The organism is Bradyrhizobium sp. 186 (assembly GCF_023101685.1).
GTDB lineage: Bacteria > Pseudomonadota > Alphaproteobacteria > Rhizobiales > Xanthobacteraceae > Bradyrhizobium.
In genome coordinates, this window is record NZ_CP082164.1 from 4,822,010 (window position 1) to 4,844,663 (window position 22,654).

At 64.3% G+C, this 22,654-nt stretch carries 21 protein-coding genes; 9 read left to right on the forward strand and 12 right to left on the reverse strand.

All coding sequences use genetic code 11. From position 1 onward, the window contains the following. Window position 1: 1 nt before the first annotated feature. Together IVB18_RS22975 and IVB18_RS22980 are read right to left on the reverse strand one after the other, a co-directional pair. On the reverse strand, window positions 2-679 hold the full coding sequence (locus IVB18_RS22975) for a DnaA/Hda family protein (protein WP_247991208.1): 678 nt from the start codon (window positions 677-679) through the stop codon (window positions 2-4). A 92-nt stretch (window positions 680-771) separates the two neighbouring features. Further along, window positions 772-1,314, reverse strand: a complete 543-nt coding sequence (locus tag IVB18_RS22980; protein ID WP_247991209.1) for a CDP-alcohol phosphatidyltransferase family protein — start codon at window positions 1,312-1,314, stop codon at window positions 772-774. Between the two features lie 154 nt (window positions 1,315-1,468). Between IVB18_RS22980 and purM the strand changes: the two genes are divergently transcribed. Both purM and purN read left to right on the forward strand, forming a co-directional pair. After that, window positions 1,469-2,542 (forward strand): phosphoribosylformylglycinamidine cyclo-ligase, encoded by a 1,074-nt coding sequence (gene purM, locus IVB18_RS22985; RefSeq protein ID WP_247991210.1) that lies wholly within the window; start codon window positions 1,469-1,471, stop codon window positions 2,540-2,542. Between the two features lie 5 nt (window positions 2,543-2,547). Beyond that, on the forward strand, window positions 2,548-3,204 hold the full coding sequence (gene purN, locus IVB18_RS22990) for a phosphoribosylglycinamide formyltransferase (protein WP_247991709.1): 657 nt from the start codon (window positions 2,548-2,550) through the stop codon (window positions 3,202-3,204). A 95-nt stretch (window positions 3,205-3,299) separates the two neighbouring features. Here purN and IVB18_RS22995 read toward each other — a convergent pair whose 3' ends face one another. Continuing rightward, window positions 3,300-3,506 (reverse strand): cold-shock protein, encoded by a 207-nt coding sequence (locus tag IVB18_RS22995; protein ID WP_007591938.1) that lies wholly within the window; start codon window positions 3,504-3,506, stop codon window positions 3,300-3,302. A 377-nt stretch (window positions 3,507-3,883) separates the two neighbouring features. On the opposite strand from IVB18_RS22995, the gene IVB18_RS23000 reads away from it, so the two are divergent. Then, window positions 3,884-5,029, forward strand: a complete 1,146-nt coding sequence (locus tag IVB18_RS23000) for an autotransporter outer membrane beta-barrel domain-containing protein (protein ID WP_247991211.1) — start codon at window positions 3,884-3,886, stop codon at window positions 5,027-5,029. 7 nt (window positions 5,030-5,036) lie between these two features. Here IVB18_RS23000 and IVB18_RS23005 read toward each other — a convergent pair whose 3' ends face one another. Next, window positions 5,037-6,077: a LysR family transcriptional regulator gene (locus IVB18_RS23005; RefSeq protein WP_247991212.1), complete on the reverse strand. Its 1,041-nt coding sequence runs from the start codon at window positions 6,075-6,077 to the stop codon at window positions 5,037-5,039. Between the two features lie 71 nt (window positions 6,078-6,148). On the opposite strand from IVB18_RS23005, the gene IVB18_RS23010 reads away from it, so the two are divergent. The 5 genes from IVB18_RS23010 to IVB18_RS23030 all read left to right on the forward strand — a co-directional run bounded on the left by IVB18_RS23010 (window position 6,149) and on the right by IVB18_RS23030 (window position 9,681). Beyond that, the gene (locus IVB18_RS23010) at window positions 6,149-6,766 is read left to right on the forward strand and encodes a hypothetical protein (protein ID WP_247991213.1); all 618 of its coding nucleotides are present in this window, start codon (window positions 6,149-6,151) and stop codon (window positions 6,764-6,766) included. Then, window positions 6,753-7,373, forward strand: a complete 621-nt coding sequence (locus tag IVB18_RS23015; RefSeq protein WP_247991214.1) for a GNAT family N-acetyltransferase — start codon at window positions 6,753-6,755, stop codon at window positions 7,371-7,373. Before IVB18_RS23010 ends, IVB18_RS23015 begins: the two co-directional genes overlap by 14 nt. 25 nt (window positions 7,374-7,398) lie before the next feature. After that, on the forward strand, window positions 7,399-7,962 hold the full coding sequence (locus IVB18_RS23020) for an isochorismatase family protein (RefSeq protein WP_247991215.1): 564 nt from the start codon (window positions 7,399-7,401) through the stop codon (window positions 7,960-7,962). A gap of 34 nt (window positions 7,963-7,996) precedes the next feature. Continuing rightward, on the forward strand, window positions 7,997-8,167 hold the full coding sequence (locus IVB18_RS23025) for a hypothetical protein (RefSeq protein WP_247991216.1): 171 nt from the start codon (window positions 7,997-7,999) through the stop codon (window positions 8,165-8,167). Between the two features lie 131 nt (window positions 8,168-8,298). Continuing rightward, entirely contained in the window at window positions 8,299-9,681 is a 1,383-nt protein-coding gene (locus IVB18_RS23030) for an aspartate aminotransferase family protein (protein WP_247991217.1), read from the forward strand. A 63-nt stretch (window positions 9,682-9,744) separates the two neighbouring features. Here the strand turns inward: IVB18_RS23030 and rnd are convergent, their stop codons facing one another. From rnd to IVB18_RS23065, 7 genes are all read right to left on the reverse strand, one after another. Continuing rightward, the gene (rnd, locus tag IVB18_RS23035) at window positions 9,745-10,893 is read right to left on the reverse strand and encodes a ribonuclease D (protein WP_247991218.1); all 1,149 of its coding nucleotides are present in this window, start codon (window positions 10,891-10,893) and stop codon (window positions 9,745-9,747) included. A gap of 374 nt (window positions 10,894-11,267) precedes the next feature. Further along, window positions 11,268-12,638 carry an MATE family efflux transporter gene (locus tag IVB18_RS23040; protein WP_247991219.1) on the reverse strand — a complete coding sequence of 457 codons (1,371 nt, stop codon included), beginning with the start codon at window positions 12,636-12,638 and terminating at the stop codon, window positions 11,268-11,270. A 153-nt stretch (window positions 12,639-12,791) separates the two neighbouring features. After that, the gene (locus IVB18_RS23045) at window positions 12,792-14,123 is read right to left on the reverse strand and encodes an ABC transporter substrate-binding protein (protein WP_247991220.1); all 1,332 of its coding nucleotides are present in this window, start codon (window positions 14,121-14,123) and stop codon (window positions 12,792-12,794) included. 11 nt (window positions 14,124-14,134) lie between these two features. After that, window positions 14,135-15,004 carry a carbohydrate ABC transporter permease gene (locus IVB18_RS23050; RefSeq protein ID WP_247991221.1) on the reverse strand — a complete coding sequence of 290 codons (870 nt, stop codon included), beginning with the start codon at window positions 15,002-15,004 and terminating at the stop codon, window positions 14,135-14,137. Further along, the gene (locus IVB18_RS23055) at window positions 15,001-15,951 is read right to left on the reverse strand and encodes a sugar ABC transporter permease (protein WP_247991222.1); all 951 of its coding nucleotides are present in this window, start codon (window positions 15,949-15,951) and stop codon (window positions 15,001-15,003) included. The genes IVB18_RS23050 and IVB18_RS23055 overlap by 4 nt, the downstream gene beginning before the upstream one ends. Before the next feature lies 1 nt (window position 15,952). Next, window positions 15,953-16,801 carry a phosphodiesterase gene (locus IVB18_RS23060; RefSeq protein ID WP_247991223.1) on the reverse strand — a complete coding sequence of 283 codons (849 nt, stop codon included), beginning with the start codon at window positions 16,799-16,801 and terminating at the stop codon, window positions 15,953-15,955. Window positions 16,802-17,001: 200 nt separating this feature from the next. Next, the gene (locus tag IVB18_RS23065) at window positions 17,002-18,477 is read right to left on the reverse strand and encodes a protein adenylyltransferase SelO (RefSeq protein ID WP_247991224.1); all 1,476 of its coding nucleotides are present in this window, start codon (window positions 18,475-18,477) and stop codon (window positions 17,002-17,004) included. A 193-nt stretch (window positions 18,478-18,670) separates the two neighbouring features. Between IVB18_RS23065 and aspS the strand changes: the two genes are divergently transcribed. Then, on the forward strand, window positions 18,671-20,446 hold the full coding sequence (aspS, locus tag IVB18_RS23070) for an aspartate--tRNA ligase (RefSeq protein ID WP_247991225.1): 1,776 nt from the start codon (window positions 18,671-18,673) through the stop codon (window positions 20,444-20,446). A gap of 182 nt (window positions 20,447-20,628) precedes the next feature. On the opposite strand, the gene IVB18_RS23075 is transcribed toward aspS, so the two are convergent. Continuing rightward, the gene (locus IVB18_RS23075; protein WP_247991226.1) at window positions 20,629-22,608 is read right to left on the reverse strand and encodes a hypothetical protein; all 1,980 of its coding nucleotides are present in this window, start codon (window positions 22,606-22,608) and stop codon (window positions 20,629-20,631) included. Between the last annotated feature and the right edge of the window lie 46 nt (window positions 22,609-22,654).

Genomic DNA, 22,654 nt, shown 5'->3' on the forward strand with positions numbered 1-22,654 from the left:
GTCAGGCGTCCCGCAGCAGCTCGGCGGCGAGCGCCCTGGTGACGGGGCGGCCGAGCCGCAAGGCCTCGCTGTCGAGCAGTTCCACGGCTTGCCGGGCGGCGGCCGAGGACCGCTCCAGGCGGGTGACGAGGTAGCTGACCACGGTCTCGTCAACGGTGAGCTGGCGGTCGGCGCAGAACTTGACGATGAGGCCCCGGAAGAGCTGGTCGTCGGGCGGCAAGAGCGAGATCACCGGGACCGCGCGCAGGCGCGAGCGCAGGTCGCGCAGCTCGATATCCAGCGCAGCCGGCATCTCACGGCCGGTGAAGAGGACGTAGGCGCCGTCTTCACGCGCGAGGTTCATCAGATGGAAGACGGCGCGCTCGTCAAAATCCTTCGCCTTGAGATCCTCGACCACCAGCGCGCCGGTCGCGAGCGCGCCCGGGACGGTCGCGGGGGTCAGCGCATTGGCCGTGGTGGAGCGGGCGCCGGCGTCCTCGGCCCAGATCGCGGCGAGATGGCTCTTGCCGCTTCCTTCGGGGCCGGCCAGCCACATGATCCGGTTCGGCCATTCCGGCCAGCTGTCGATCAGGCCGAGACCGGCCGCATTGGCGGGGCCTTCGAGGAAATTGTCCCGGCTCAGGCTTTCCGCGTGCGGAAGCGAAAACGCCAATTGTCGGGGATGAACGCGGCCTGCCACGCTTGCTTTGCTCCATGCCGGCGCGCCGGCTTTGCTTGAAGAGATTCGACGTATCGAGCGCGAGTTGGCCTTTTGCGGGGCCGCGTCCCGGCTCACTTGGCCTCGATGGTGCTCATGTGCCGCAGCCACTCGACGAGATAGAGCGACACGGAGGAGAGCGTGAAGACCGTGACGAAGCCCATCAGGATGATATCATAGGGCTGCGGCTTGAAGCCAAAGGCAAGTGCGGCCAGCACCAGCGCCGCGAACGCCACCTGGGCCACAGTGTTGAGCTTGGACACCTTCGACGGCTTCATCTCGACCGGTTTGTCGAACAGCCAGGACACGATCACGGCAGCGACGATCATGATGTCGCGGGAGACCACCAGGATCACGATCCAGCGCGGAATGGCGCCCCAGATGCCGAGCGACATGTAGATCGAGACCAGCAGCGCCTTGTCCGCGAGCGGATCGAGCAGGGCGCCGAGCTCGCTCGCCATGTTGAAGCGCTTGGCGAGGAAGCCGTCGACGGCGTCGCTGATGCCGGCAATCAGGAAGACGGCGAACGCCACCTCCATTTGGCTCGACACGATGGCCCAGACAATGATCGGGACCAGCATGATGCGGCCCAGGGTAATGATATTCGGAATACTCACGCGGCGCTTCCCGGCACCCGGCCTGACGTCGAATCCGGCCCGTTTGAAGGCTGAACCGGTTGATATCTACATAGTACAGCCCGGGGCGCCATGCGAGCCATTGCGTGTCCCCGGAATTCGACGTAACCAGCCGCAAACCCACTGGAAATCGGGCATGACCGACCGCAAAAACGGCCTCACTTACGCCGATTCAGGCGTCGACATCGATGCGGGCAACCGCCTGGTCGACCTGATCAAGCCGATGGTGCGCGCCACCGCGCGCCCCGGCGCCGACGCCGAGATCGGCGGTTTTGGCGGCCTGTTCGACCTCAAGGCGGCTGGCTTCAAGGATCCCATCCTGGTCGCCGCCACCGACGGCGTCGGGACCAAGGTCAAGATCGCGATCGAGACCGGCCTGCATGGCGGCATCGGCATCGACCTCGTCGCCATGAGCGTCAACGACCTCGTGGTACAGGGCGCCGAGCCACTGTTCTTCCTGGATTATTTTGCCTGCGGCAAGCTCGATCCGGAGGCAACCGCGGCGATCGTGGCGGGTGTCGCCGAGGGCTGCCGCGAGTCGGGCTGTGCCCTGATCGGCGGCGAGACCGCCGAGATGCCCGGCCTCTACCGGGATGGCGACTATGATCTCGGCGGCTTTGCCGTCGGCGCCGCCGAGCGGGGCACGTTGCTGCCGCGCAAGGACATCGCCGCCGGCGATGCCGTGATCGGCCTGGCCTCGTCGGGTGTGCATTCCAACGGCTTCTCGCTGGTGCGCAAGATCGTCGAGCAGTCCGGGCTCAGCTTCGAGGCGCAGGCGCCGTTCTCGCCCGTCATGACGCTCGGCGGCGCGCTGCTGACGCCGACCCGGCTCTACGTCAAATCCTGCCTGCGCGCGATCCGCGAGACCGGCGCGGTGAAGGGGCTCGCCCACATCACCGGCGGCGGCTTCACCGACAACATTCCGCGCGTGCTGCCAAAACATCTCGGCGTCGGCATCGATCTGGCGCGCCTGCCGGTGCTGCCGGTGTTCAAATGGCTGGCCGCGCAGGGCGGCATCGCCGAGCTCGAATTGCTGCGCACCTTCAATTGCGGCATCGGCATGATCGCGATCGTCGAGCCGGATGCGGTCGACAAGGTGGTGCAGGTCTTCACCGATGCCGGCGAGACGGTCGCCGTGCTCGGCCAGGTGATCCCGGCCGAGGGCGAGCATCGCGTGGTCTATAACGGCCACCTCGATCTCGCGCCGTGAGCCCCATGAAGCGCCGCGTCGCCATCCTGATATCGGGGCGGGGCTCCAACATGGCCGCGCTGATCAAGGGCGCGGCCGCGCCGGATTTTCCGGCCGAGATTTCCCTCGTGATCTCGAACAAGGCCGATGCCCTGGGACTCGAAAGGGCCAAGGCGAGCGGCGTGAAGACGCTGGTGATCGAGAGCAAGCCGTTCGGCAAGGACCGCGCCGGCTTCGAGGCGGTGCTGCAAGCAGCCCTCGATCAGCACGGCATCGAGCTGATTTGCCTTGGCGGCTTCATGCGCCTGTTCACGGCCGAGTTCACCAAGTCCTGGTACGGGCGGATGCTCAACATCCATCCCTCCCTGCTGCCATCTTTCCCCGGCCTCGACCCGCACGGCCAGGCCTTGCGCGCCGGCGTTAAACTGTCCGGCGCGACGGTGCACTTTGTCATCCCCGAGACCGATGCCGGCCCGATCGTGATGCAGGGCGCGGTCCCCGTTAGCGACAACGATACGCCCGCTACGCTCTCGGAACGAATCCTGGAAGTCGAGCACCGCATCTATCCCGAGGCGCTGCGGCTGATCGCCACCGGCAAGGTCCGGATCGAGGGCGACGTCTGCAAGACGGCGGGAAGCGGGGCGACGGAAAATTTTCTGATTGCGCCCGTCGTGACGAGCTGAAGCGGCGGAGCGCACGCTTTTCTTCATGGTCACAAATAAAATCCCCCGGCAGAGCCGGGGGCAACGTCATGATCTCTCGCAGGTCTTGAGAGTAGTCAGGAGACCTTGAGGTTTTCCGCGGAGGCTTTGCCGCGGTTTTCCACGAGGTCGTATTCAACCACCTGGTTTTCGTTGAGGGTGGAGAGTCCGGCACGCTCGACGGCAGAGATGTGGACGAACACGTCCTTGTCGCTGCCGTTCGGCTTGATGAACCCATAGCCCTTGGTCGGGTTGAACCATTTGACGGTGCCCTTTTGCGGCATCCTCAGTCTCCTCCGCTAGATACAAAAAAGACGCGGCCGCTTTTCGCGTGCCACGCCACAAACGGGCTTCCGGAAGTCTGTTCGAGTCTTGAGTCTCAATGTCGCGAAACGCACAGCCGAGCGCCAATTCCGATTGTGTCCGATATTGCAACATGAAAATCGCGCGTTAGCAAGCGGTGCGCGAATTTCAAGACCGGGCCGGGCGAACGGGATTGCAAATTGCGACCTGTGGCCGCGGAACCACAATCAGGGCAATAGCCTCGGCCGTGGCGTGCCAACCGGTTGACCCTCCGTGGCTGTTCAGCACAAATCGCCGCACGCGCCGCAGCTTATGTTGCATTCCTGCGCCCCCACCATTCGTTTCGGGATTTGTCGTCATGCGCTGCACCTCGCAGCTCTCCGGGACACGGCAGACGATCGGGCTGGACCGTGTCCGCCAGATCGCCATGGCGTTTGCGCTCGTCGTGATGATGTCAGGGGCGACGCCCGGCTTCGCGCAAAGTCCGACGCCGACCCCGACCCCGACGCCGTTGCCGTCACCGACCCCGGTTCCGATGCCGACCTCGACCAATTATGACCAGTCGGCCGGCAACAGCACGCTCAATCTCGGTTCGGGATTTTTGGAGCGGCTCGGTAACCAGGCATCGGGCGGCTTCAATCGGGCGTTCCGGACCAATCCCGGCGGTGGCGGCGCTTCCGAGAGCACGGAGGATCCGCGCTACCGCACCTGGGTCGAGGGCTACGGCGTTTCGGTCCGGACCGATGCGCAGGGCGATTTCGTCGGCGACAAGCGCAAGACCTTTGGCGGCGTCGCCGGCTTCGGCGCGCGCGTTGCGCCCGGCGTCAATATCGGCTTCTCCGTCGACCAGAGCCACACCGACATCGACGTGCCGCTCGCGCTCCAGTCTGCAGCGCTCGACCTGACCCAGCTCGGCTTCAACGGCTCCGTCGACAAGGGGCCGTGGACCTGGGCATTCGCGGTGGTGCACGGTTTCGGCAAGGTCCATTCCAGCCGGGACACCGGCTTTGGCCTCGCGACCGCGGGCTATCGCGCCGCGGTCGACGGCGCGCTGACCGAGATCAGCTATTACTGGACCAAGGATCAGATGCGCATCGTGCCCAAGGGCGCGCTCGAATATGTCCGCGCCACCAGCGCGGCATTCCAGGAGGCCGGCGGGTTCGATCCGCTCAACGTCGGCTCGACGGCGCTCTCGCGCGCGCGTGTCATGATCGGGGCCGAGATCGGGCGCTACTTTATCTTCGACCGGAAGATTCTGGATCTGTTGGCCTACGGTAAGTTCGTCGATAATTTTTATCAGAACCTGGGCTCAATCCAGGTGAGTCTGGGGACCGAGAGCATCGTCGTCCCCGGCATCGGCGAGAGCCGTTACGGCATGGATGCCGGCGCCTCGGCCTCGCTCAGCCTGACCAGCACCGCGCGGCTCTACGTCAATTACGACGGCAAGTTCCGCAACGAGATCAGGTCGCACCAGGGCACGGTCGGCTTCGAACACAGGTGGTGAGGCGCCCTCACATCGGCGTCGCCGCAACATAGCCGGTCAGACCAAAGCCCTCGCGCGCGGCCGTCATCATCGGCACCAGCGCATTCGGGTGGATGAATTCGTCGCGGAAGCAGGGGTAGGTCTTGGGATCGAAGATCTTCTTCAGCCAGTCGACCACGATTTTGTGGCGCTCGGAGGCGCGGAATTCCTTGTGATAGGTGAGCCAGAGATCGGCGTGGTGGCTGACGCCGAGATCGACGGCGACGAGCGAGGCGCCGAGGGCAATTGAAACGGTCGGCAGGAAACCGATGCCGGCGCCGCGCTCCACTGCGTAGAGCGCGCCGACCGAGGAGTTGGTCTTAATCCCCACGATGCCCTCAAGCGACGTCAGTCCGAGGATGCGCGCATAAGCAGTGTCGTCGACCTGCGGCGCGGTCTGCTTGACGATCCTGTGGTTCTTCAATTCGGCCAGCGTCGCCGGCACGCCATAGAGGCTTTCGTATTCCTTCGAGACGAAGGGATAGATGTGCAGCCGGCCGAGCTTGGCGACGATGAGATCGGGATTGGTCGGCGGCTCGAGCTGGATCGCGATGTCGGATTCCAGCCGCGCGACGTCGGCCTGCTCCATGGCGCAGCGCAGATCGACCGCGATCTTGCGGTAGGTCTTCTGGAAATCGATCAGTCGCGGCAGGATCCAGAAATTGCCGGGGCCTTCCGTTACCGCGACGCGCACGGTGCCGGCGGTATCGTTCGAGGAGCGCGAGGCGCGCCGGAAAACGTTGAAGGCGTGACGCTCCATATGCGCGACGTCCGCGATCATCGCGGTGCCTTCATCGCTGAGCGTGAGCCCGCTCTGGTCGCGCAGGAACAGCTTGCAGCCGATGCTCTCTTCGAGTCGGTCGACCCGGCGCATCAGGGTCGTGCTGGTGAGCCCGAGCTCCTCGGCGGCGTTGCGGAAACTTTTATATTTTGCGCAAGCTAAAAACAGTTTCAAATCGTCCCAGGATGCCTCCAGGGCTTCTTCACGGTGATGCATCATCGCAGCACCCCGGTGCAATAGTTGCTGCATACTCCTGATCCCCAACCGCTAAGCTCGGCGTCTAAGCGGGGCACGAAAGCCTCAAACGATAGAGGGGCGGCATGGGTATGGAAAGAGGCTCGTTTGCCGCAAGGCATGATTTCGACGCGCTGCCGCTGAGCCCGGACATCGATGTCCGTTGCGCGAAATTGTCCGAAATTGCCGCGCTTTCCGACATGGCGCGCCGGCTGGTGCCGGGCGTGCGGCTCGCCACGGCGGAGCTTGCAAGATACTTCACTTTCGATCCCCAGAGCATCCTGACCTTCAGCCGGAAGGGCGATCTGCTCGGCGGCATGGCGTTCCTGTTCCTGAGCGATCGCGGACACGATGCGCTGCTGCTCGACGAGATCTGCCTGACCGCGCCCGAGACGCGCTATCTCGCTTCCGCGAGGGAGGAGGTCGCCGCGGTCTACATCTGGGCGATTGCGGCGTCGGGGCGCGGCATCGCCGGCCTCGGCAAGGCCGCGGCGCATCTGCGCCAGCAGCGGTTTCGCGGCGCCGATTGCTATGCGCAGCCTTCGACCGTGGCCGGACGCGACATCATGAGGGCGACCGGCTTCGAGCCCGTCCCGAGCTTCCAACCCGACCTCTGGTGTTACGAGCGGCCCTGGAACCGGCGGCCGATGCGCATGCCCGGCTCGATCGTCCAAGCAAGGAGTTTTGCAGATGCACGGCACTAGGATTCCTCTCGCCAAGCCGGACTCACGCGCCATCACCATCAGGATTGCGCGCGACCCCGGCGATCTCATGCTCGTCACCGCCATCCGCTCCGCGGTCTATCTCGCAGAGCAGGATTGTCCGTTCGAGGAGGAGTTCGACGGCAACGATCTGGTCGCCGCGCATTTCATCGGCTTTGTCGGCAACGAGCCTGCGGGCTGCCTGCGGGTGCGCTTCTTCGGCGAATTCGCCAAGGTCGAGCGGCTCGCGGTGCGCCATCAATATCGGCGCTCGCGCGTCTCGTTCAAGCTGGTGCAGGCGAGCGTCGACTATGTGAAGCGCAAGGGGTTCCGGAAGATCTACGGCCAAGCCCAGGACCGGCTGGTCGACTTCTGGGCTCATTTCGGCGCCAAGCCGCTCGGCCACAACCGCAAGATCACCTTCTCCGATTTCTCCTATACGGAGATGGTGCTGGAGATCGAGCCGGGGCCGGACGCGATCACGCTGGACAGCGATCCCTATGTGATCATCCGCCCCGAGGGCGATTGGGACCGGCCAGGCGTGCTCGATGCCTCGGCGGGGCGGACCGTGACGTCGCCGTTGCGGGACGCCGCGCTCGCCGGCCGTTGAAACTGGTGCAGCCACGCGCAAGACAATGCTGGTTTCCGCTCACGACGATCCGCCGATCCTGGTCTGCGCGGATCTCCAGGTCGAATACCTCACCCAGGGGCGTCGCCATGTCATCCTCGACGGCGACGCCGCCACCTCGCGCTGCCTGGAACTGTTGACGCTGTGGCGCGGCAATCTCTGGCCGGTGATGCATCTGAAGCGCATCGCGCAGGCGGCGTGGTTCAATCCGGCATCCAGGCTGACCGATTGGATTCCCGAGGCGAAGCCACGGCCGGGAGAGATGACGTTCGAGCACCCGTTGCCCTCGGCCTACAGCTCGTCGCGGTTCGTGGACTACATGTCCAATATCCGGAGCGCGCGCTGCGTGCTGACAGGCTTTTCCCTGGACGAGACCATCCTGGCCACTGTGGTCGAGGGGTTTCACCGCAGTCATCGCTACCAGGTGGTCGGCGATGCCGTGGCCTGCCGGCAACCGGGCTCGGGCGATGCCGCCGCCTACAAGCAGGCGGTGGTGAATGTCATCGGCAATTTTGCTACAATCCATTCCAGCGCCGAACTGATCAAGACCAGCGGCGTCGTCGCGGTGTAGGCGGACGCGATCGGCGGATGGATGGGGTGGGACATTGTCACGTGGAGAAGAACTGAAGGAGCTGGCGGTCGACCTGTCGCGCGCCATCGAGACGGCGCGCCGTGCCGGCCTGCCCACGACCGTCTATCTGCTCGCGATGGCGCTGGTCGAGGTGAGGGAAGCCGCTGAGGCCGCGGACGGCGGAGATGACGACGGCGCGGCCTGAGTCGGGTCTGGCGCCGCTTTGTGCAACGCTGCTGGGCGTTTGCTGCCGACGAATTGGCGTTGCAAGTTGTCTACTCTCGCAATAGCCAAGTGATGACGCCGGCTACGTGACGACTTTAAGGATCCTCGCAAATGTCCATGCTGCCCAATTCGCAAGAGGCCCGGGATGTGGCCTACCAGCTCCATCCCTACACCAACGCGCGCACCCATCAGCAGGCTGGTCCGCTGGTGATCGAGCGCGGCGAGGGGCCTTACGTCTTCGACGCGGCGGGCAAGCGCTATTTCGAGGCGATGGCGGGGCTGTGGAGCGTCGGGCTCGGCTTCAACGAGAAGCGGCTGGTCGAGGCAGCGCACCGGCAGATGCAGGCCTTGCCGTTCTACCACACGTTCTCCGCGAAATCGCACGGTCCCTCGATCGACCTCGCCGAGAAGCTCGTGGCGCTGGCGCCGGTGCCGATGAGCAAGGTGTTCTTCACCAATTCCGGCTCGGAGGCGAACGACACCGTCCTGAAGCTGATCGCCTATCGCTCCAATGCGCTGGGCCAGCCGCAGCGCAAGAAGGTGATCAGCCGCATGCGCGCCTACCACGGCGTCACGATCGCGTCCGCAAGCCTCACCGGCCTGCCGAACAATCACCGTTCGTTCGACTTGCCGCTGCCGAACATCCTGCACACGGGCTCGCCGCATTTCTACAAGGACGGCGCGCCCGGCGAGAGCGAGGAAGCGTTCGCGACGCGGCGGGCCGAGGAGCTCGACGCGCTGATTCAGAAGGAAGGGCCGGACACGATCGCGGCCTTCTTCGGCGAGCCGGTGATGGGCGCGGGCGGCGTCATCGTGCCGCCGGCGACCTATTGGGACAAGATCCAGAAGGTTTTGAACAAGTACGACATCCTGCTGGTCGCCGACGAGGTGATCTGCGGCTTCGGCCGCACCGGCAAGATGTTCGGCTGCGAGACCTACGGCATCAAGCCTGATGCGATCGTGGTCTCCAAGCAGATCACCTCGAGCTATTTCCCGCTGTCGGCGATCATCCTGAACGACCGCATGTTCGATCCGATCGCGGACGAGAGCAACAAGATCGGCGTGCTCGGCCACGGCTTTACCGCGGGCGGCCATCCCGTCGGCTCAGCCATTGCACTGGAGAATTTGAAGATCATCGAGGAGCGCGGTCTGGTCGCACACGCTGCCGAGCTTGGTGGCTATATGCAAGGCAGGCTGCGCGAGCTCAGCAGCCATCCACTGGTGGGCGAGGTCCGTGGCGTCGGCATGATCGCAGCGCTCGAGCTCGTGCTCGACAAGCAGCGCAAGACTGCAGCAGCGACGCCCGGCGCTGTCGGCGGCATGGCCAGCCGCATGCTCCAGGAACGCGGCGTGATCTCGCGTAACATGCTGGATGCCATCGCCATCTGCCCGCCGCTGATCGTCACCAAGGGCCAGATCGACGAACTGGTCGCCGCGATCACCGGCGTGCTGGATGACATGAAGCCGGAAGTGGCGAAGTTGACGCCGGCTTAGGGCGAACGCGTCATCACATCCTCGGTGTCGTCCTGGCGAAAGCCAGGACGGCATGGGAGGCGCCTAAGCCCGCTGGACCCCGATCACGCGACCCTTCTCGATCGCCAGAGCCATCTCGCCGCGCTTGAGTTTCAGGGCGGAGTCGCCGAACAGCTCGCGGCGCCAGCCGCGCAGGGCCGGCACGTCGGCGTCGTCGTCAGCCGCGATCTCCTCGAGATCGTCGACGGTCGCGATCACCTTGCTGGCGACCGCATGGCGCTCGGCCGTCATCCGCAGCAACACCTTCAGCAGCTCGACGATGGCCGCGCCGTTGGAGTTGTTGCGCGGCTTCTCCAGCTTCGGCAGCATGGACAAGTCGCGTGCCAGCCCGCGCTCGACCGCTGCGACGATGTCCGCGCCCCATTTGGACTTCTCAAAACCCTTCGGCACCGAGCGCAGATGGGCGAGCTTCTCGACACTGTTCGGCGCGTGGGTTGCGATGTCGCTGATGGCTTCGTCGCGCAGCACGCGGCCGCGCGGCACATCGCGGCTCTGGGCCTCCTGCTCGCGCCAGGCCGCGACCTCCATCAGCACCGCCAGGTCCTTCGGCTTGCGCACCCGCGTCTTCAGCCGTTCCCAGGCGCGTTCGGGATGGAAGTCGTAGGTCTTGGGCGAGGTCAGGACCTCCATCTCGATCGAGACCCATTCGCTGCGGCTGCGCTTCTTGAGGTCGGCGTCGAGTGCCGCGAACACGTCGCGCAGATGCGTGACGTCGGATACCGCGTAGTGCATCTGCTCCTTGGTCAGCGGCCGGCGCGACCAGTCGGTGAAGCGGTGGGTCTTGTCCGGTCGGTGGCCGGTGACCTTCTCGACCAGCTGGTCGTAGGCGATGCTGTCGCCATAGCCGAGCACCATCGCGGCGACCTGGGTGTCGAACACCGGATGCGGGATGATGTTGGCCTGGTGCCAGATGATCTCGATGTCCTGGCGGGCGGCGTGGAACACCTTCAACACGCTCTCGTTGGCCATCAGCTCGAAGAACGGCTTGAGGTCGATGCCCTCGGCCAGGGTGTCGATGACGATGGCCTCCTCGGCGCTCGCCATCTGCACCACGCATAATAGCGGGTAGTAGGTGGTTTCGCGCAGGAACTCGGTATCGACGGTAATGACGGGGTGCTTGGCCAGTCGGCTGCAGGCAGCCGCAAGGTCAGCGATGGTGGTAATCAAATCCATGAACGGCCCTTGACACGTATATCAGCCGTTCTGCCGAAAGTGCTGTGATGTCAAGGGCTCGTAGCGAATTCAAGCTTTGCATTTGGGCCGAAATCGCCTTTTTCCGCGAAAATCCTATTCGTAACGGACCCGCTGCGAGGGTTTTCGGGCGCAGGGCAGCGCCACCACGACCACGCACATGGCGACAAGCGCCAATCCCAGGAACTCGAACACCAACAGATCCACGGCAAAATCCCCCCAGACACATTGCGAAACTTGTCTGGGGTCCGTTGAGGGTCTGTTAATTCTCGTGGTTACCGGCGAGCGGGGCGGATTGGATGGTGGACGGTTCGTTAATGCACGGCGCCGCCGCGCGATGGAAGTAGCCGTGGATGCTATCTGGCCGGTTGAAACAATCCCCATTCGGCTTGCGCTGATCTCGCCTTCAACACCATCAACGTCACGGCCACCAGAGACGCGTCCGCGACCGGTAACGCCAGCCAGATGCCTATTTCGCCGACCGCAAGCGGCAGCAGGAAGATGAGCGGCACGGCAAACAGGTAGGTGCGCGAGAGCGACAGCAGCGCCGAACGCCTGACGTCTCCGATGCTTTGGAAATAGTTCGCGATCATCATCATCGGACCGAAGCTGAAATAGCCGGCGACGAAGGTTGGCGTGATCTCGGCCACCTGCTCGATCACGACCGTATCCGACACAAACAGTCCCCCCAATTGGTGCCGGAACAGGATCAGACCAATCTCGGCGAGACCTGCGTAGGCCAGGCTCCAGACCAGGGCCAGTTTCATCGTGGAATTGGAACGCGACCACAGGCCCGCACCATAATTGTTGCTGACCATTGCCTGGAGGGCGAGGCTCATGCCGAGCAGCGGGAAGTAAGCAAATGTCATCATGCGGCTGAGAACGCCGTAGGCCGCAATCGAGGCATCGGTGTGCGCGCCGCCAAACAGACGTAGAGATACGATTGTCGCGGCTGCACCGGCCGCGATGCCGATGAAGCTGAGACTGCGGGGCGCGCCGAGCGCCATGACGTCGCTCCATGCGGTGCGCCAGTGCGCGGCATCCCGAAATGCGAGCGTCAGCCGTGCCTTGCCGCTGGCCCGGTAGAGCGCGATCACGGCCAGCGCGAGTGCTTGCGCCAGCACTGTCCCCCACGCGGATCCGGCGACGCCAAGCCTGAAGTCGACGATCAGGACGTAGTTGAAGGCGATGTTGGCCAAGGTCACCAGCACGCCAGCAATCGTCATTGCGCCGACGCGTCCCTCGATACGCAGGGAATCGGAATTGATGGACAGCAGGAACAGGAGCGGGGACGCGTAGACTGCGATGCTCAGGAAGTCATAGCCCATCCGTGCAAGTTCAGGCGAGCCGCTGGCCAGATGCAATGTGAGGGGCCAGCCCACCAAGGCGAACAGCCCCATTGCGATCACGCTGATGCAGAGCGAAAGACCATGCGCCCCGGCGAGCAGGCTCCGCGCGTCGCCCGGTGTGTTCGCGCCCAGCAGGCGTCCCATGAGACTGGCCATCCCGCTCGAGACCATCGTCGCGAGCGCAACCAAGAGCATCGAGATCGGAAACACCATGGTGACGGCGGTGAGAGCCTCAGGGCCGACAAAGGCCCCGAGAAACATCGCATCGACCAATGTCTGCAGCCCGCTGACGCTGCTCACCAGGATGATCGGCAGCGCGGTGCGCATGAACGTGGAAGGGATGGGATCGCGCGTGTACGCGTTGTGGCTGTGGGTCATTGGCTCTCTCAGACGATGATCGACCGCTACGCCGCAACGCCGGCGCAAGGTCTGAACGACGCAGATGCGTCCTGAGAGATAAATTAGACCCGGGTAATATACGTTTGTCAATATTACCCGGGTAATAATTTGGCGCGGGAGAGGTTTCGGACCTCAAGGCAGCTTCAGCGAGGTCTCCGCGTTGTACGGCTTGAGCAGCTCGTCGGCGGCCTTCTGGGCGGCGGCGAGCGCCTCCTTCGGCTGCTTCTTGCCGTTGAGGACCAGCATCACCTCGTCCTCCAGCGTCTTGCGCACGGGAACGGTCTTGTAGGTGGCGAACCAGGGCTTTGCGACGTCGAGCTGCTCGACGGCGGTCGTGGCGTCCGGGTTCTTGTTGAGGAAGTCGACCATATCAGGCGTCTTGTAGGCGGCCATGTTGGGGGCGAAATAGCCGGTGGCGCGGCTCCACCAGGCGCTCTTCTCGGGTGAGGTCATCCACTTGATCAGCGTCCAGGCAGCCTTCTGCTTGTCGGCTTCGAGGCCCGCCGGAATGATCAGCGAGGCGCCGCCGATCGGCACGGCGTTGCGGACGTTGCGCGGGATGAAGGCGACCTTGTAGGCGAACTTTGCGTTGTCGCGCACATAGGTCAGCGAGCCCGTCGAGAGCATCATCATCGCGGCATTGCCGGAGATGAAGGAGGTGCTCACGGCGGGACCCGGCGTGGCGCCCGGCGCATGCACCTTGTGCTTGTTGACGAGGTCGCTCCACCAGGTCAGTGCGCCCTGCATCGAAGGCGTGTCGTAATAGACCTCGCCGCCGAACTCCTCATTGTAGTAGCGCCCGCCATTGGTCATGGTGAGCGTTTCCATCATCCAGCCGCAATAGTCATAGGCGCAGGGGATCGCGATACCCCAGCGCGTGACCTTGTCGCCGTCGCGCTTGGTCAGCTTCTTGGCCCAGTCGGTCAGCTCGGCCCAGGTCTGCGGCGGCTTGCTCGGATCGAGGCCGGCTTCCTTGGCCTGGTCTGCATTGATGTAGAGCAGCGGCGTCGAATTGTGGAACGGTACGCCGTAGACCGAGCGGTTGATCACGGCATTGCCTTGGAGGGCCGGGAAGAACTGGCCCAAAAATTGGTCCTTGGTGGTGCCGTCTGCGGCGATCAGGGAATCGAGGTTGGTGAGCTCGTTCTCGATCTGCATGTCGAGCAGGAAGTTGGCCGACATGATCACGGCTGCCGGCGGCTTGCCGGCCTTGATCGAGGCGCGCGTCTTGATCAGCGTGTCGTCATAGGAGCCGGTATAGACGGCGGTGGCCTTGATCGCGGGATGGGTCTCGTTGAACTCCTTGATCAACGTGCCCATGTCGCGGGCGAGCTTGCCGTCGACGGGAACGGGGAAGAACAAGTCGATCTCGGTCGGACCTTCGGCCAGCGCCGGGAAGGCGAGGGCGCCTGCCATGGTACCTGCGATGGCGAGGCCGAGCATGAGCCTGCGGGAAAACATCATCGAAAAATCTCCTATTTGATGCCTGAGGTGACGAAAGAGCTGATGAAGCGCTTCTGGAAGATCAGGAAGGTGATGAGCAGCGGCGCGATCACCATGAGCGTGCCCGCGGCGATGGTGCCCCAGGCCTGGGTGCCTTCCGCCGTCGTGGTGAAGACCGACAGTCCGACCGTGAGCGGCCGCTTATCCGGCGAGTTGATCACCATCAGCGGCCACAGGAAGTCGTTCCAATGGCTGGTCACGGAGATGATCGCGAAGGCGGAAAAGCTCGGCAGCGACAGCGGCACATAGATGTGACGGATGCGCTGGAACATGCTGGCGCCGTCGATCAGGGCCGCGTCTTCCAGCTCGGTCGGAATCGCCTCGAAGGCCTGACGCATCAGGAAGGTGCCGAAGGCCGAGGCGAAGAAAGGCATCATCACGCCGGTGAGCGTGTCGTAGAGGCCGAGCTGCGCCACCAGGCTCAAATTCGGCACGATCAGCAGCACCGGCACCAGCATGAGCTGCATCAGGAACAGATAGAAGATCAGCGTCTTGCCGGCGAAGGCGAGGCGCGCGAACGCAAACCCCGCCAGCGTGATCGTGACGAATTGCACCATCAGAATCCCGGTGCAGATGATCGTGGTGTTGAGGACGTAGCACGGGAAATCGCCGATCTCCCAGGCATCCCTGATGTTGTCGAGCGTCGGCCTCAGGCTCGGCATCAGTTCGGCCATCAGGTTGATGCCGTCAGAGGCGGGGCGCAGCGTCGCCACGCCCATCCACAGGAACGGGATCAGCCAGATGATCGCAAGCAGCACCGTCAGCACGAAGCCGAGCTTCGGCGAGATCTCGCCGCGCGTGGCGAGCGGCGCGTCCTTGAACAGACCATCGAACAGCTTCATGGCCCGCCCTCGCGGTTCGCCATCGTGCGGAAGGAGAGCGCGGTGAGCCCCATCAGCGCGGCGAGCGTCAGCAGCGTCGCTGCAGAGGCCTTGCCGATGTCGTAATGCTCCACTGCCTGCTGGTAGATGTAGAACAGCACGAGGTTGGTCGAGTTGGATGGTCCGCCCTTGGTCATGACGAAGACGTGGTCGACCTGCGTGACCGCATTGAGCGTGGCGATCACCGTGACGAACAGGAAGGTCGGGCGCAGCTCGGGCAGGATGATGTGGCGCAGGCGCTGGTACGGCCCGGCGCCGTCGAGATGGGCGGCCTCCATCACGTCCTCGGGCACCGCCTGAAGTCCGGCGAGGAAGAACAGCATGTAGTAGCCCGCGTTCTTCCAGATCGTGATGATCATGATCGCGTAAAGCGCGATGTCGGAATCGCCGAGCCAGTTCGGCAACACCGGAAGCAGGCTGCCGATGTAATAGTCGAGCAGTCCGACATTGGGCAGGAAGATGAACAGGAACAGCGCGGACGCCGCGACCATCGGGATCAGCACCGGCAGGAACAGGGCTGCGCGCAACGCGCTGGTCACGGCGTTGGTGCGCGCCAGCGCCAGCGCGAACAACAGCGCGAGGGCGATGCTCGGGATCGCCGTGCCGACGGCGTAGATGAGGTTATTCACGACCGCGCCGGTGAAGGCGGGATCCGCAAGCACCGTACTGATGTTGTCGAGGCCGACGAAGCGGACAGGCGCTTTGGGCGTGGCGCGCTGGTAGAGCGCGTCGACGAACACGCGCCCCATCGCGCCGTAGGTGAACAGCGCCAGAAAGACCAGCGACGGGAGTAGCAGCAGATAAGCTGGCAGCGAGGTTTTGAAACCGGTCGTGAACCGCCTCACGATGTGCAGTCGCGGCGGCGCCGAGGCCGCGACCGCGAGAGTCGCGGGTTCAGCGAAGCTCATCTCACCGCGCCGGGAAATTGAGCGCATAGTCGCGGTCGTCCACTCCCGCCGGTGCGGCAAAGGGGAAACGCAGACTGGTGTCGAGGAAGTCGTGGCTGTGCACGACCAGGTTCTCGCCGTCGATCAGCACCACGCCATAGGCTGGCGGCTCGTGGCTCGCCAGATGCGGCGCGTTGGCATCGAGCTCGAACCAGACCTGATGGTTGGTGCCGCGCAGCGTCGAGAACGGGATATTGCCATAGCTGCCGAAGATCGGCCGGTGCACATGGCCGAAGAAAAGGTGACGGATGCGCGAACGATATGGCCCGATCACCTCGGCAAATTCGGCGCTCTGCGCCAGCGCGATCTCGTCCATCGCGAGTACGCCGACGGGGAAGGGCGGATGATGCATGAACACGACGAACGGCGTGTCGGTTGGAGCTGCGGCAAGTGTGCTCGCAAGCCAGCCGAGGCGCTTTGCGCACATCTCGCCGGCATGGCTGGTCTCGTCCAGCGTGTCGAGGAAGACGAACAGGCCGTGCTCGGTGGTCCGCGTCCCCTGCACAAAACCGTTGGGATCGCGCGGCGCAGCCTTCAGCCCGTCGAGGCAGGCGACGCGGCGGTCGTGATTGCCGACCATGGCGATGTAGGGAATTTTTAGCGCGGTCATCGCTTCGGCGAAATTCGCGTAGGACGCGGGCTCGCCCCAATGGGTGAGGTCGCCGGTCACGACCGCGAAGGCGGCATCGGACTGATGCTTGTTGATGTCGGCAATCGCAGCGTCCAGCCGGGCGCGCGGATCGAGGCCATAGAGCTTTTGTCCCGGGCCCGCGAGATGCGTATCGGTGATGTGGATGAATTTGAAGGGCATGGCACGCTGTCGGGCTGTTGGAGGATGGTCGCCTCCGGCAAGACGGCCCGTCAGCCCGTTAGAGCGCGAGTGTTTCAGTTTGATGACAGCGGTTCCTGCGGGCGGGACATGTCCACAACGTCCGCCGCGCGGGATGGATTAGCGGAAGGCGTAATCCACCCGTGAACCAATTAAAAGTGGTGGCGAAGATTGGCCGCGCCTCACGTCCCGCAGAACGTCTGCAACACGCGCTGATCCGGCAGCGGCGGATCGGCGTAGGCGGCGTAGTCCGGCTGGTCCTCGTACGGCTTGGCCAAGACCTTCACCAGCTCCTCGAACGGCGCGTAGTCGTCGTTGTTGACGGCGGCCTGGATCACGGCCTCGACGCGGTGATTGCGCGGGATGAAGACGGGATTGACGGCGTTCATGGCGGTCTGCCGCTCGGCGGCGGTCTGCGGCTCCGCGGCGATACGCTCGCGCCAGCGTTTGGCCCAGTCGTCGAAGGCTGCGGGGTCCATGAACTCTGCGCGCGCGTCGTCAGCAGCCGGATCTCCCGCGGCATCGCCGAGCTTGCGGAAGGTGAGGGTGAAGTCGGCGGTGTTCTTGGCCATCGCATCCAGCAAATCCTGGATCAGCGCCTCGTCGCCGTCGCGCTCCGTGAACAGGCCGACCTTCTTGCGCAGGCCCGCCTGATACGCCTTGCTGAAGATGTCGGGAAACGCACCGAGAATCTCCTGCGCCTGCTCGATCGCCTTGTCCTGCTCCTCGCCGAACAGCGGCAGCAGGCACTCTGCGAGCCGCGTCAGATTCCACAGCGCGATGCGCGGCTGGTTGGCGTAGGCGTAGCGGCCCGTCTCGTCGATCGAGGAAAACACCTGCGCGGGATCGTAGGCGTCCATGAAGGCGCAGGGACCGTAATCGATGGTCTCGCCGGAGATCGAGCTGTTGTCGGTGTTCATCACGCCGTGGATGAAGCCGACCAGCAGCCAGCGCGCGACGAGTTCGGCCTGGCGCGCGACCACGCCGGCGAGCAGCGCGTGATAGGGCCGCTCGGTGCCGAGCAGCTCCGGATAGTGGCGGGCGATGACGTGATCGGCGAGCTGGCGGATCGCGTCGGTGTCGCGGCGAACCGCAAAATACTGGAAGGTGCCGACGCGGATGTGGCTCGCGGCGACGCGGGTCAGCACCGCGCCCGGCAGCGCGGTCTCGCGGATGACGTGCTCGCCGGTGACGACGGCGGCGAGCGAGCGCGTGGTCGGGATGCCCAGCGCGAACATGGCTTCGCTGACAATGTATTCGCGCAAGACCGGCCCGAGCGCGGCGCGGCCATCGCCGCGGCGGGAGAACGGGGTAGGGCCGCTTCCCTTGAGCTGGATGTCGCGGCGGACGCCGTTCCTGTCGATGACCTCGCCGAGCAGGACCGCCCTTCCGTCGCCGAGTTGAGGAACAAACTGCCCGAACTGGTGGCCGGCATAGGCCATGGCGATGGGATCGGCGCCGGCTGGAAGCGTCTTTCCGGCCAGAATCTCGGCGCCCTCCGGCGTCTCCAGCAGGTCGGGATCGAGCCCGAGCTGGACCGCCAGCGGCCGGTTCAGCTTGATCAGCCGGGGGGCTGCGACAGGGGTCGGCGCGACACGGGCGAAGAAAGCGTCCGGCAGCGCCGAATAGGAGTTCTGGAAGGGGAAATGGATCGTCATGGCCTAAAGATAGGCGGGGAATGCCGATCGGCAAAGGCCCGGGCCTTGATTGGGCGAAAATGGGCGGTTCGGGCCCAAAACAGGCCGTTCCCTTGGTTGCCGCCCCCGGCCTCGTCGGGTAAACCCTGCCGCAACTTTGGACCGGCCGTTTCGGCCGTCCGATTCGATCCTCAGACATCATTTTGGGACGACCATGCATCGCTACCGGTCACATACATGCGGCGCGCTCCGCGAGAGCAACATCGGCGAGACGATCCGCCTCTCGGGCTGGGTCCATCGCGTTCGCGACCATGGCGGCGTGCTGTTCATCGACTTGCGCGACCATTACGGCCTGACCCAGTGCGTGGTCGATCCGGACTCGCCGGCGTTCTCGCGGGCCGAAAAATTGCGCTCGGAATTCGTGGTGCGGATGGACGGCAAGGCCCGCCGCCGCCCCGAAGGCACCGACAATGACGATTTGCCGACCGGCAAGATCGAGATCTATGTCAGCGAGATCGAGGTGCTGGGCCCGGCGGGCGACCTGCCGCTGCCGGTGTTCGGCGACCAGGAATATCCCGAGGACATCAGGCTCAAGTATCGCTTCCTCGACCTGCGTCGCGAGAAGCTGCACCAGAACATTATGACGCGCGTCGCGATCATCGACTCCATGCGCAGCCGCATGAAGGGGCAGGGCTTCTTCGAGTTCAACACCCCGATCCTGACCGCATCCTCGCCGGAAGGCGCGCGCGACTTTTTGGTGCCCTCGCGCATCCATCCCGGCAAGTTCTATGCGCTGCCGCAGGCGCCGCAGCAGTACAAGCAGCTGCTGATGATGTCGGGCTTCGACCGCTACTTCCAGATCGCGCCCTGTTTCCGCGACGAGGACCCGCGCGCCGACCGCCTGCCGGGCGAGTTCTACCAGCTCGACGTGGAAATGAGCTTCGTTACGCAAGATGACGTCTTCGCGGCGATGGAGCCCGTGATCACGGGCGTGTTCGAGGAGTTCGCCAAGGGCAAGCCGGTGACGAAGGGCTGGCGCCGGATTCCGTTCGCGGAAGCACTGCGAAAGTACGGCAGCGACAAGCCGGACTTGCGCAACCCCATCGAGATGCAGGACGTATCAGAGCATTTCCGCGGCTCCGGCTTCAAGGTGTTCGCGCGCATGCTCGAAGACCCCAAGAACCAGGTCTGGGCGATCCCGGCGCCGGGCGGCGGCTCGCGCGCGTTCTGCGACCGCATGAATTCCTGGGCGCAGGGCGAGGGCCAGCCGGGCCTTGGCTACATCATGTGGCGTGAGGGCGGCGAGGGCGCCGGACCGCTCGCGAACAACATCGGGCCCGAGCGCACCGCTGCGATCCGCGCGCAGATCGGCGTCAAGGAAGGCGACGCCGCCTTTTTCGTCGCCGGCGATCCCGACAAGTTCTGGAAGTTTTCAGGCCTTGCCCGCAACAAGGTCGGCGAGGAGCTGAACCTCACCGACAAGGAGCGGTTCGAGCTCGCCTGGATCGTCGACTTCCCGATGTACGAGTACAACGAGGACGACAAGAAGATCGACTTCTCGCACAACCCGTTCTCGATGCCGCAGGGCGGCCTTGACGCGCTCAAGGGCCAGGACCCGCTCACGATCAAGGCGTTCCAGTACGACATCACCTGCAACGGCTACGAGATCGCCTCGGGCGGCATCCGCAACCACGTGCCGGAAGCGATGGTGAAGGCGTTCGAGATCGCGGGCTATGGCGAGCAGGAAGTGGTCGAGCGCTTCGGCGGCATGTACCGCGCCTTCCAGTACGGCGCTCCGCCGCATGGCGGCATGGCCGCGGGCGTCGACCGCATCGTCATGCTTCTCTGCGGCACCAACAACCTGCGCGAGATCTCGCTGTTCCCGATGAACCAGCAAGCCATGGACTTGCTGATGGGCGCGCCCTCGGAGGCCACCACCAAGCAGCTCCGCGAGCTGCATGTGCGGGTGAACCTGCCGCAGAAGAGCTGAGCTGCCGCTTCTTTACCTCGCCCCGCTTGCGGGGAGAGGTCGGATCGCATCGTAGATGCGATCCGGGTGAGGGGGGACTCTCCGCGAGTCCAAATTGTCACCGTGATTGTGGAAGCAGCCCCTCACCCCAACCCTCTCCCCGTAAGAACGGGGCGAGGGAGCGCAGCCACGTTCGCGGCTTTCTACAACCCCGTCGACGCCTCGATCCGAAATTGCGCGAGGGCTACGATCGGCTCGTTGCTCAGGAGGTTCATGAGCTGAACCACCGGTACCTTGCCGAGCGGCGTCAGCTTTATGGCGAGCGTCTGGCCCGAGGTTGCGACGAAGCTCGCGAACGCATCCACCGCCGCCCTGATGTCGGGATTGGCGGAAGCGATCTGCTCACCCCTTGCCCTGATCAGCTCGACAATGGTGCTGCGCGCAGCGTCACGGCTGACGTTCTGCATGCGCGCGAACTGCGCCACGACCAGATCGATGGCGCCGTTGTCGCGCAAGGAGAGCTCGATCGCACCGGTCTCGATCTGCGCGGCCTGGCCCATCGCTTGCGCCGGATCAGCTGAGAACACGCCGCGCGGCACGCTGGCGAGCGCGAGGCGGGCCTGCGCCTTGGCGAGATTGCCGAGATCGATGGTGACGGGCGCGAGCGCGAAAGCCCCCGACGCCTCCGTCCAGGCCGCACCGAGATCGAGGTTGATTGCCAGTTTGTCGATGCCGGCCATGGTCAGCGGCAGCTGTGCCGGATTGGTCCGATCGGTCGGGGCGACCATCTTCACGACCAGATTGGCCTTGCTCGGAATCGAGCCGACCAATTGTCCCCAGTTCAGGCTGATCGTGTCGATGGTGACGAGCTGCCGTGTGTTCTTGTAGGGCGTGACCGCGCCCTTGATTTCGGCGCCGTCGAGCGCCCGGAACAGGCCCAGCATCTGATCTGGCGACGGCGCCTGTCCGGGATTGATGAGGCCTGCCGTCCAGCGCAACAGGTGCGTCGGGCTGAGCGACTTGAGTGCGAAGCGCTCCATCTTGATCTGGCCTTGCGGCGTGGGCGCATCGAGGCCCTCGAGCGCAAACTCGCCTTGGTCGTATTTGACGGCATTGAGCCGCGCGGTCCCTTGCGGTGTGCCGAGCGATAGATTGCGAACGCCGACTTTGCCGATCAGCAAGCCTTCATAAACGCCGGCAAATTTCTCAATAATGTCGCGCGCCTGCGCAGGCGTCGGAGGGGCCGACTGATCTTGCGGCAGCGCGGCCAGCATCTCGGCCATCCGGAATTTCGACGGCTTGATTGCGAGATCATCGACCGTGATGCTGTCGATCTGCATGCGCACGCCTTGCGTGGACGTCAGGACATAGGGGCCGGTCGAGATTTGCCTGTAAACCCGGTGGTAGCTGTCGTCATTCGCCTTCTCTGGATCGAAGCTCGCGAGCATGGCGGTCATGTCGAGATCATTCATGACCAGGTTGGACAGCTCGCCCGTGATCTTCTCGGATTTGCCCGGCTGCGGCACCTGCATGGTGAAGGTGAAGCGATCTGCGTTGGTTGCATCGGCCTTGCCGCGGCGCAGGTTGCGGATCTGTAGACCTGAATAGGCCATGTCGCCGATGTTGGACGCGCTCGAGCCGGAATTGGTGGTGGTGGCGATGGTAATGGTCGGCACCAGAATTGAAGACGCCGTGACGCGTCCAAGCTGCTCGAGCCAAAAGCGGTAGAGGTCGACGATAGAGCCCGATGCCCGCGCATCCGGAAGACGAAGCTCGCCGGTGTAGTCCCGTACCGCGGCCTGCGGGATCTTATAGGTGGCTTTGAGCTGCGAGGGACCAACTGCGGTGTCGACCGTGAACTCGATGCCCGATACGTCGATGGTTTCGGCGGAGAAGCGCGCATCGTCGATCTGGCGAACGCCAGCTGCCTTGATGCCGGTGATCCTGGCATTCAACTGCGACTGCGGGCCTGGATCGACCGCGATGTCCTCGATCGTCAGCGTCCGGCTGATCACGTCGAACGCGATCTTGCCGTGGCTCGCCTTGCCGCCCTGGCTGCGGATATGCTCGAACGTCGCCTCGATCTCAGCGGTGGCGCGATGTTTTGCGTAGAGGTTGAAGCCGAACCATCCGCCCGCGGCCAGCACGGCCGCCGCGATCAGGCCGATCAGGATTCGCTTCATTCCTCTGGCTCCAGTTGCCCATTGTGCACCGCGCAACCTGCCATAT

What these genes read in the sequence shown, in the direction of transcription:
- purM (WP_247991210.1), top strand. Translation starts at nt 1,469, where the DNA reads ATGACCGACCGCAAAAACGGCCTCACTTACGCCGATTCAGGCGTCGAC.
- purN (WP_247991709.1), top strand. Translation starts at nt 2,548, where the DNA reads ATGAAGCGCCGCGTCGCCATCCTGATATCGGGGCGGGGCTCCAACATG.
- IVB18_RS22995 (WP_007591938.1), bottom strand. Translation starts at nt 3,506, where the DNA reads ATGCCGCAAAAGGGCACCGTCAAATGGTTCAACCCGACCAAGGGCTAT.
- IVB18_RS23000 (WP_247991211.1), top strand. Translation starts at nt 3,884, where the DNA reads ATGCGCTGCACCTCGCAGCTCTCCGGGACACGGCAGACGATCGGGCTG.
- IVB18_RS23005 (WP_247991212.1), bottom strand. Translation starts at nt 6,077, where the DNA reads ATGCAGCAACTATTGCACCGGGGTGCTGCGATGATGCATCACCGTGAA.
- IVB18_RS23010 (WP_247991213.1), top strand. Translation starts at nt 6,149, where the DNA reads ATGGGTATGGAAAGAGGCTCGTTTGCCGCAAGGCATGATTTCGACGCG.
- IVB18_RS23015 (WP_247991214.1), top strand. Translation starts at nt 6,753, where the DNA reads ATGCACGGCACTAGGATTCCTCTCGCCAAGCCGGACTCACGCGCCATC.
- IVB18_RS23020 (WP_247991215.1), top strand. Translation starts at nt 7,399, where the DNA reads ATGCTGGTTTCCGCTCACGACGATCCGCCGATCCTGGTCTGCGCGGAT.
- IVB18_RS23030 (WP_247991217.1), top strand. Translation starts at nt 8,299, where the DNA reads ATGTCCATGCTGCCCAATTCGCAAGAGGCCCGGGATGTGGCCTACCAG.
- rnd (WP_247991218.1), bottom strand. Translation starts at nt 10,893, where the DNA reads ATGGATTTGATTACCACCATCGCTGACCTTGCGGCTGCCTGCAGCCGA.
- IVB18_RS23040 (WP_247991219.1), bottom strand. Translation starts at nt 12,638, where the DNA reads ATGACCCACAGCCACAACGCGTACACGCGCGATCCCATCCCTTCCACG.
- IVB18_RS23045 (WP_247991220.1), bottom strand. Translation starts at nt 14,123, where the DNA reads ATGATGTTTTCCCGCAGGCTCATGCTCGGCCTCGCCATCGCAGGTACC.
- IVB18_RS23050 (WP_247991221.1), bottom strand. Translation starts at nt 15,004, where the DNA reads ATGAAGCTGTTCGATGGTCTGTTCAAGGACGCGCCGCTCGCCACGCGC.
- IVB18_RS23055 (WP_247991222.1), bottom strand. Translation starts at nt 15,951, where the DNA reads ATGAGCTTCGCTGAACCCGCGACTCTCGCGGTCGCGGCCTCGGCGCCG.
- IVB18_RS23060 (WP_247991223.1), bottom strand. Translation starts at nt 16,801, where the DNA reads ATGCCCTTCAAATTCATCCACATCACCGATACGCATCTCGCGGGCCCG.
- IVB18_RS23065 (WP_247991224.1), bottom strand. Translation starts at nt 18,477, where the DNA reads ATGACGATCCATTTCCCCTTCCAGAACTCCTATTCGGCGCTGCCGGAC.
- aspS (WP_247991225.1), top strand. Translation starts at nt 18,671, where the DNA reads ATGCATCGCTACCGGTCACATACATGCGGCGCGCTCCGCGAGAGCAAC.
- IVB18_RS23075 (WP_247991226.1), bottom strand. Translation starts at nt 22,608, where the DNA reads ATGAAGCGAATCCTGATCGGCCTGATCGCGGCGGCCGTGCTGGCCGCG.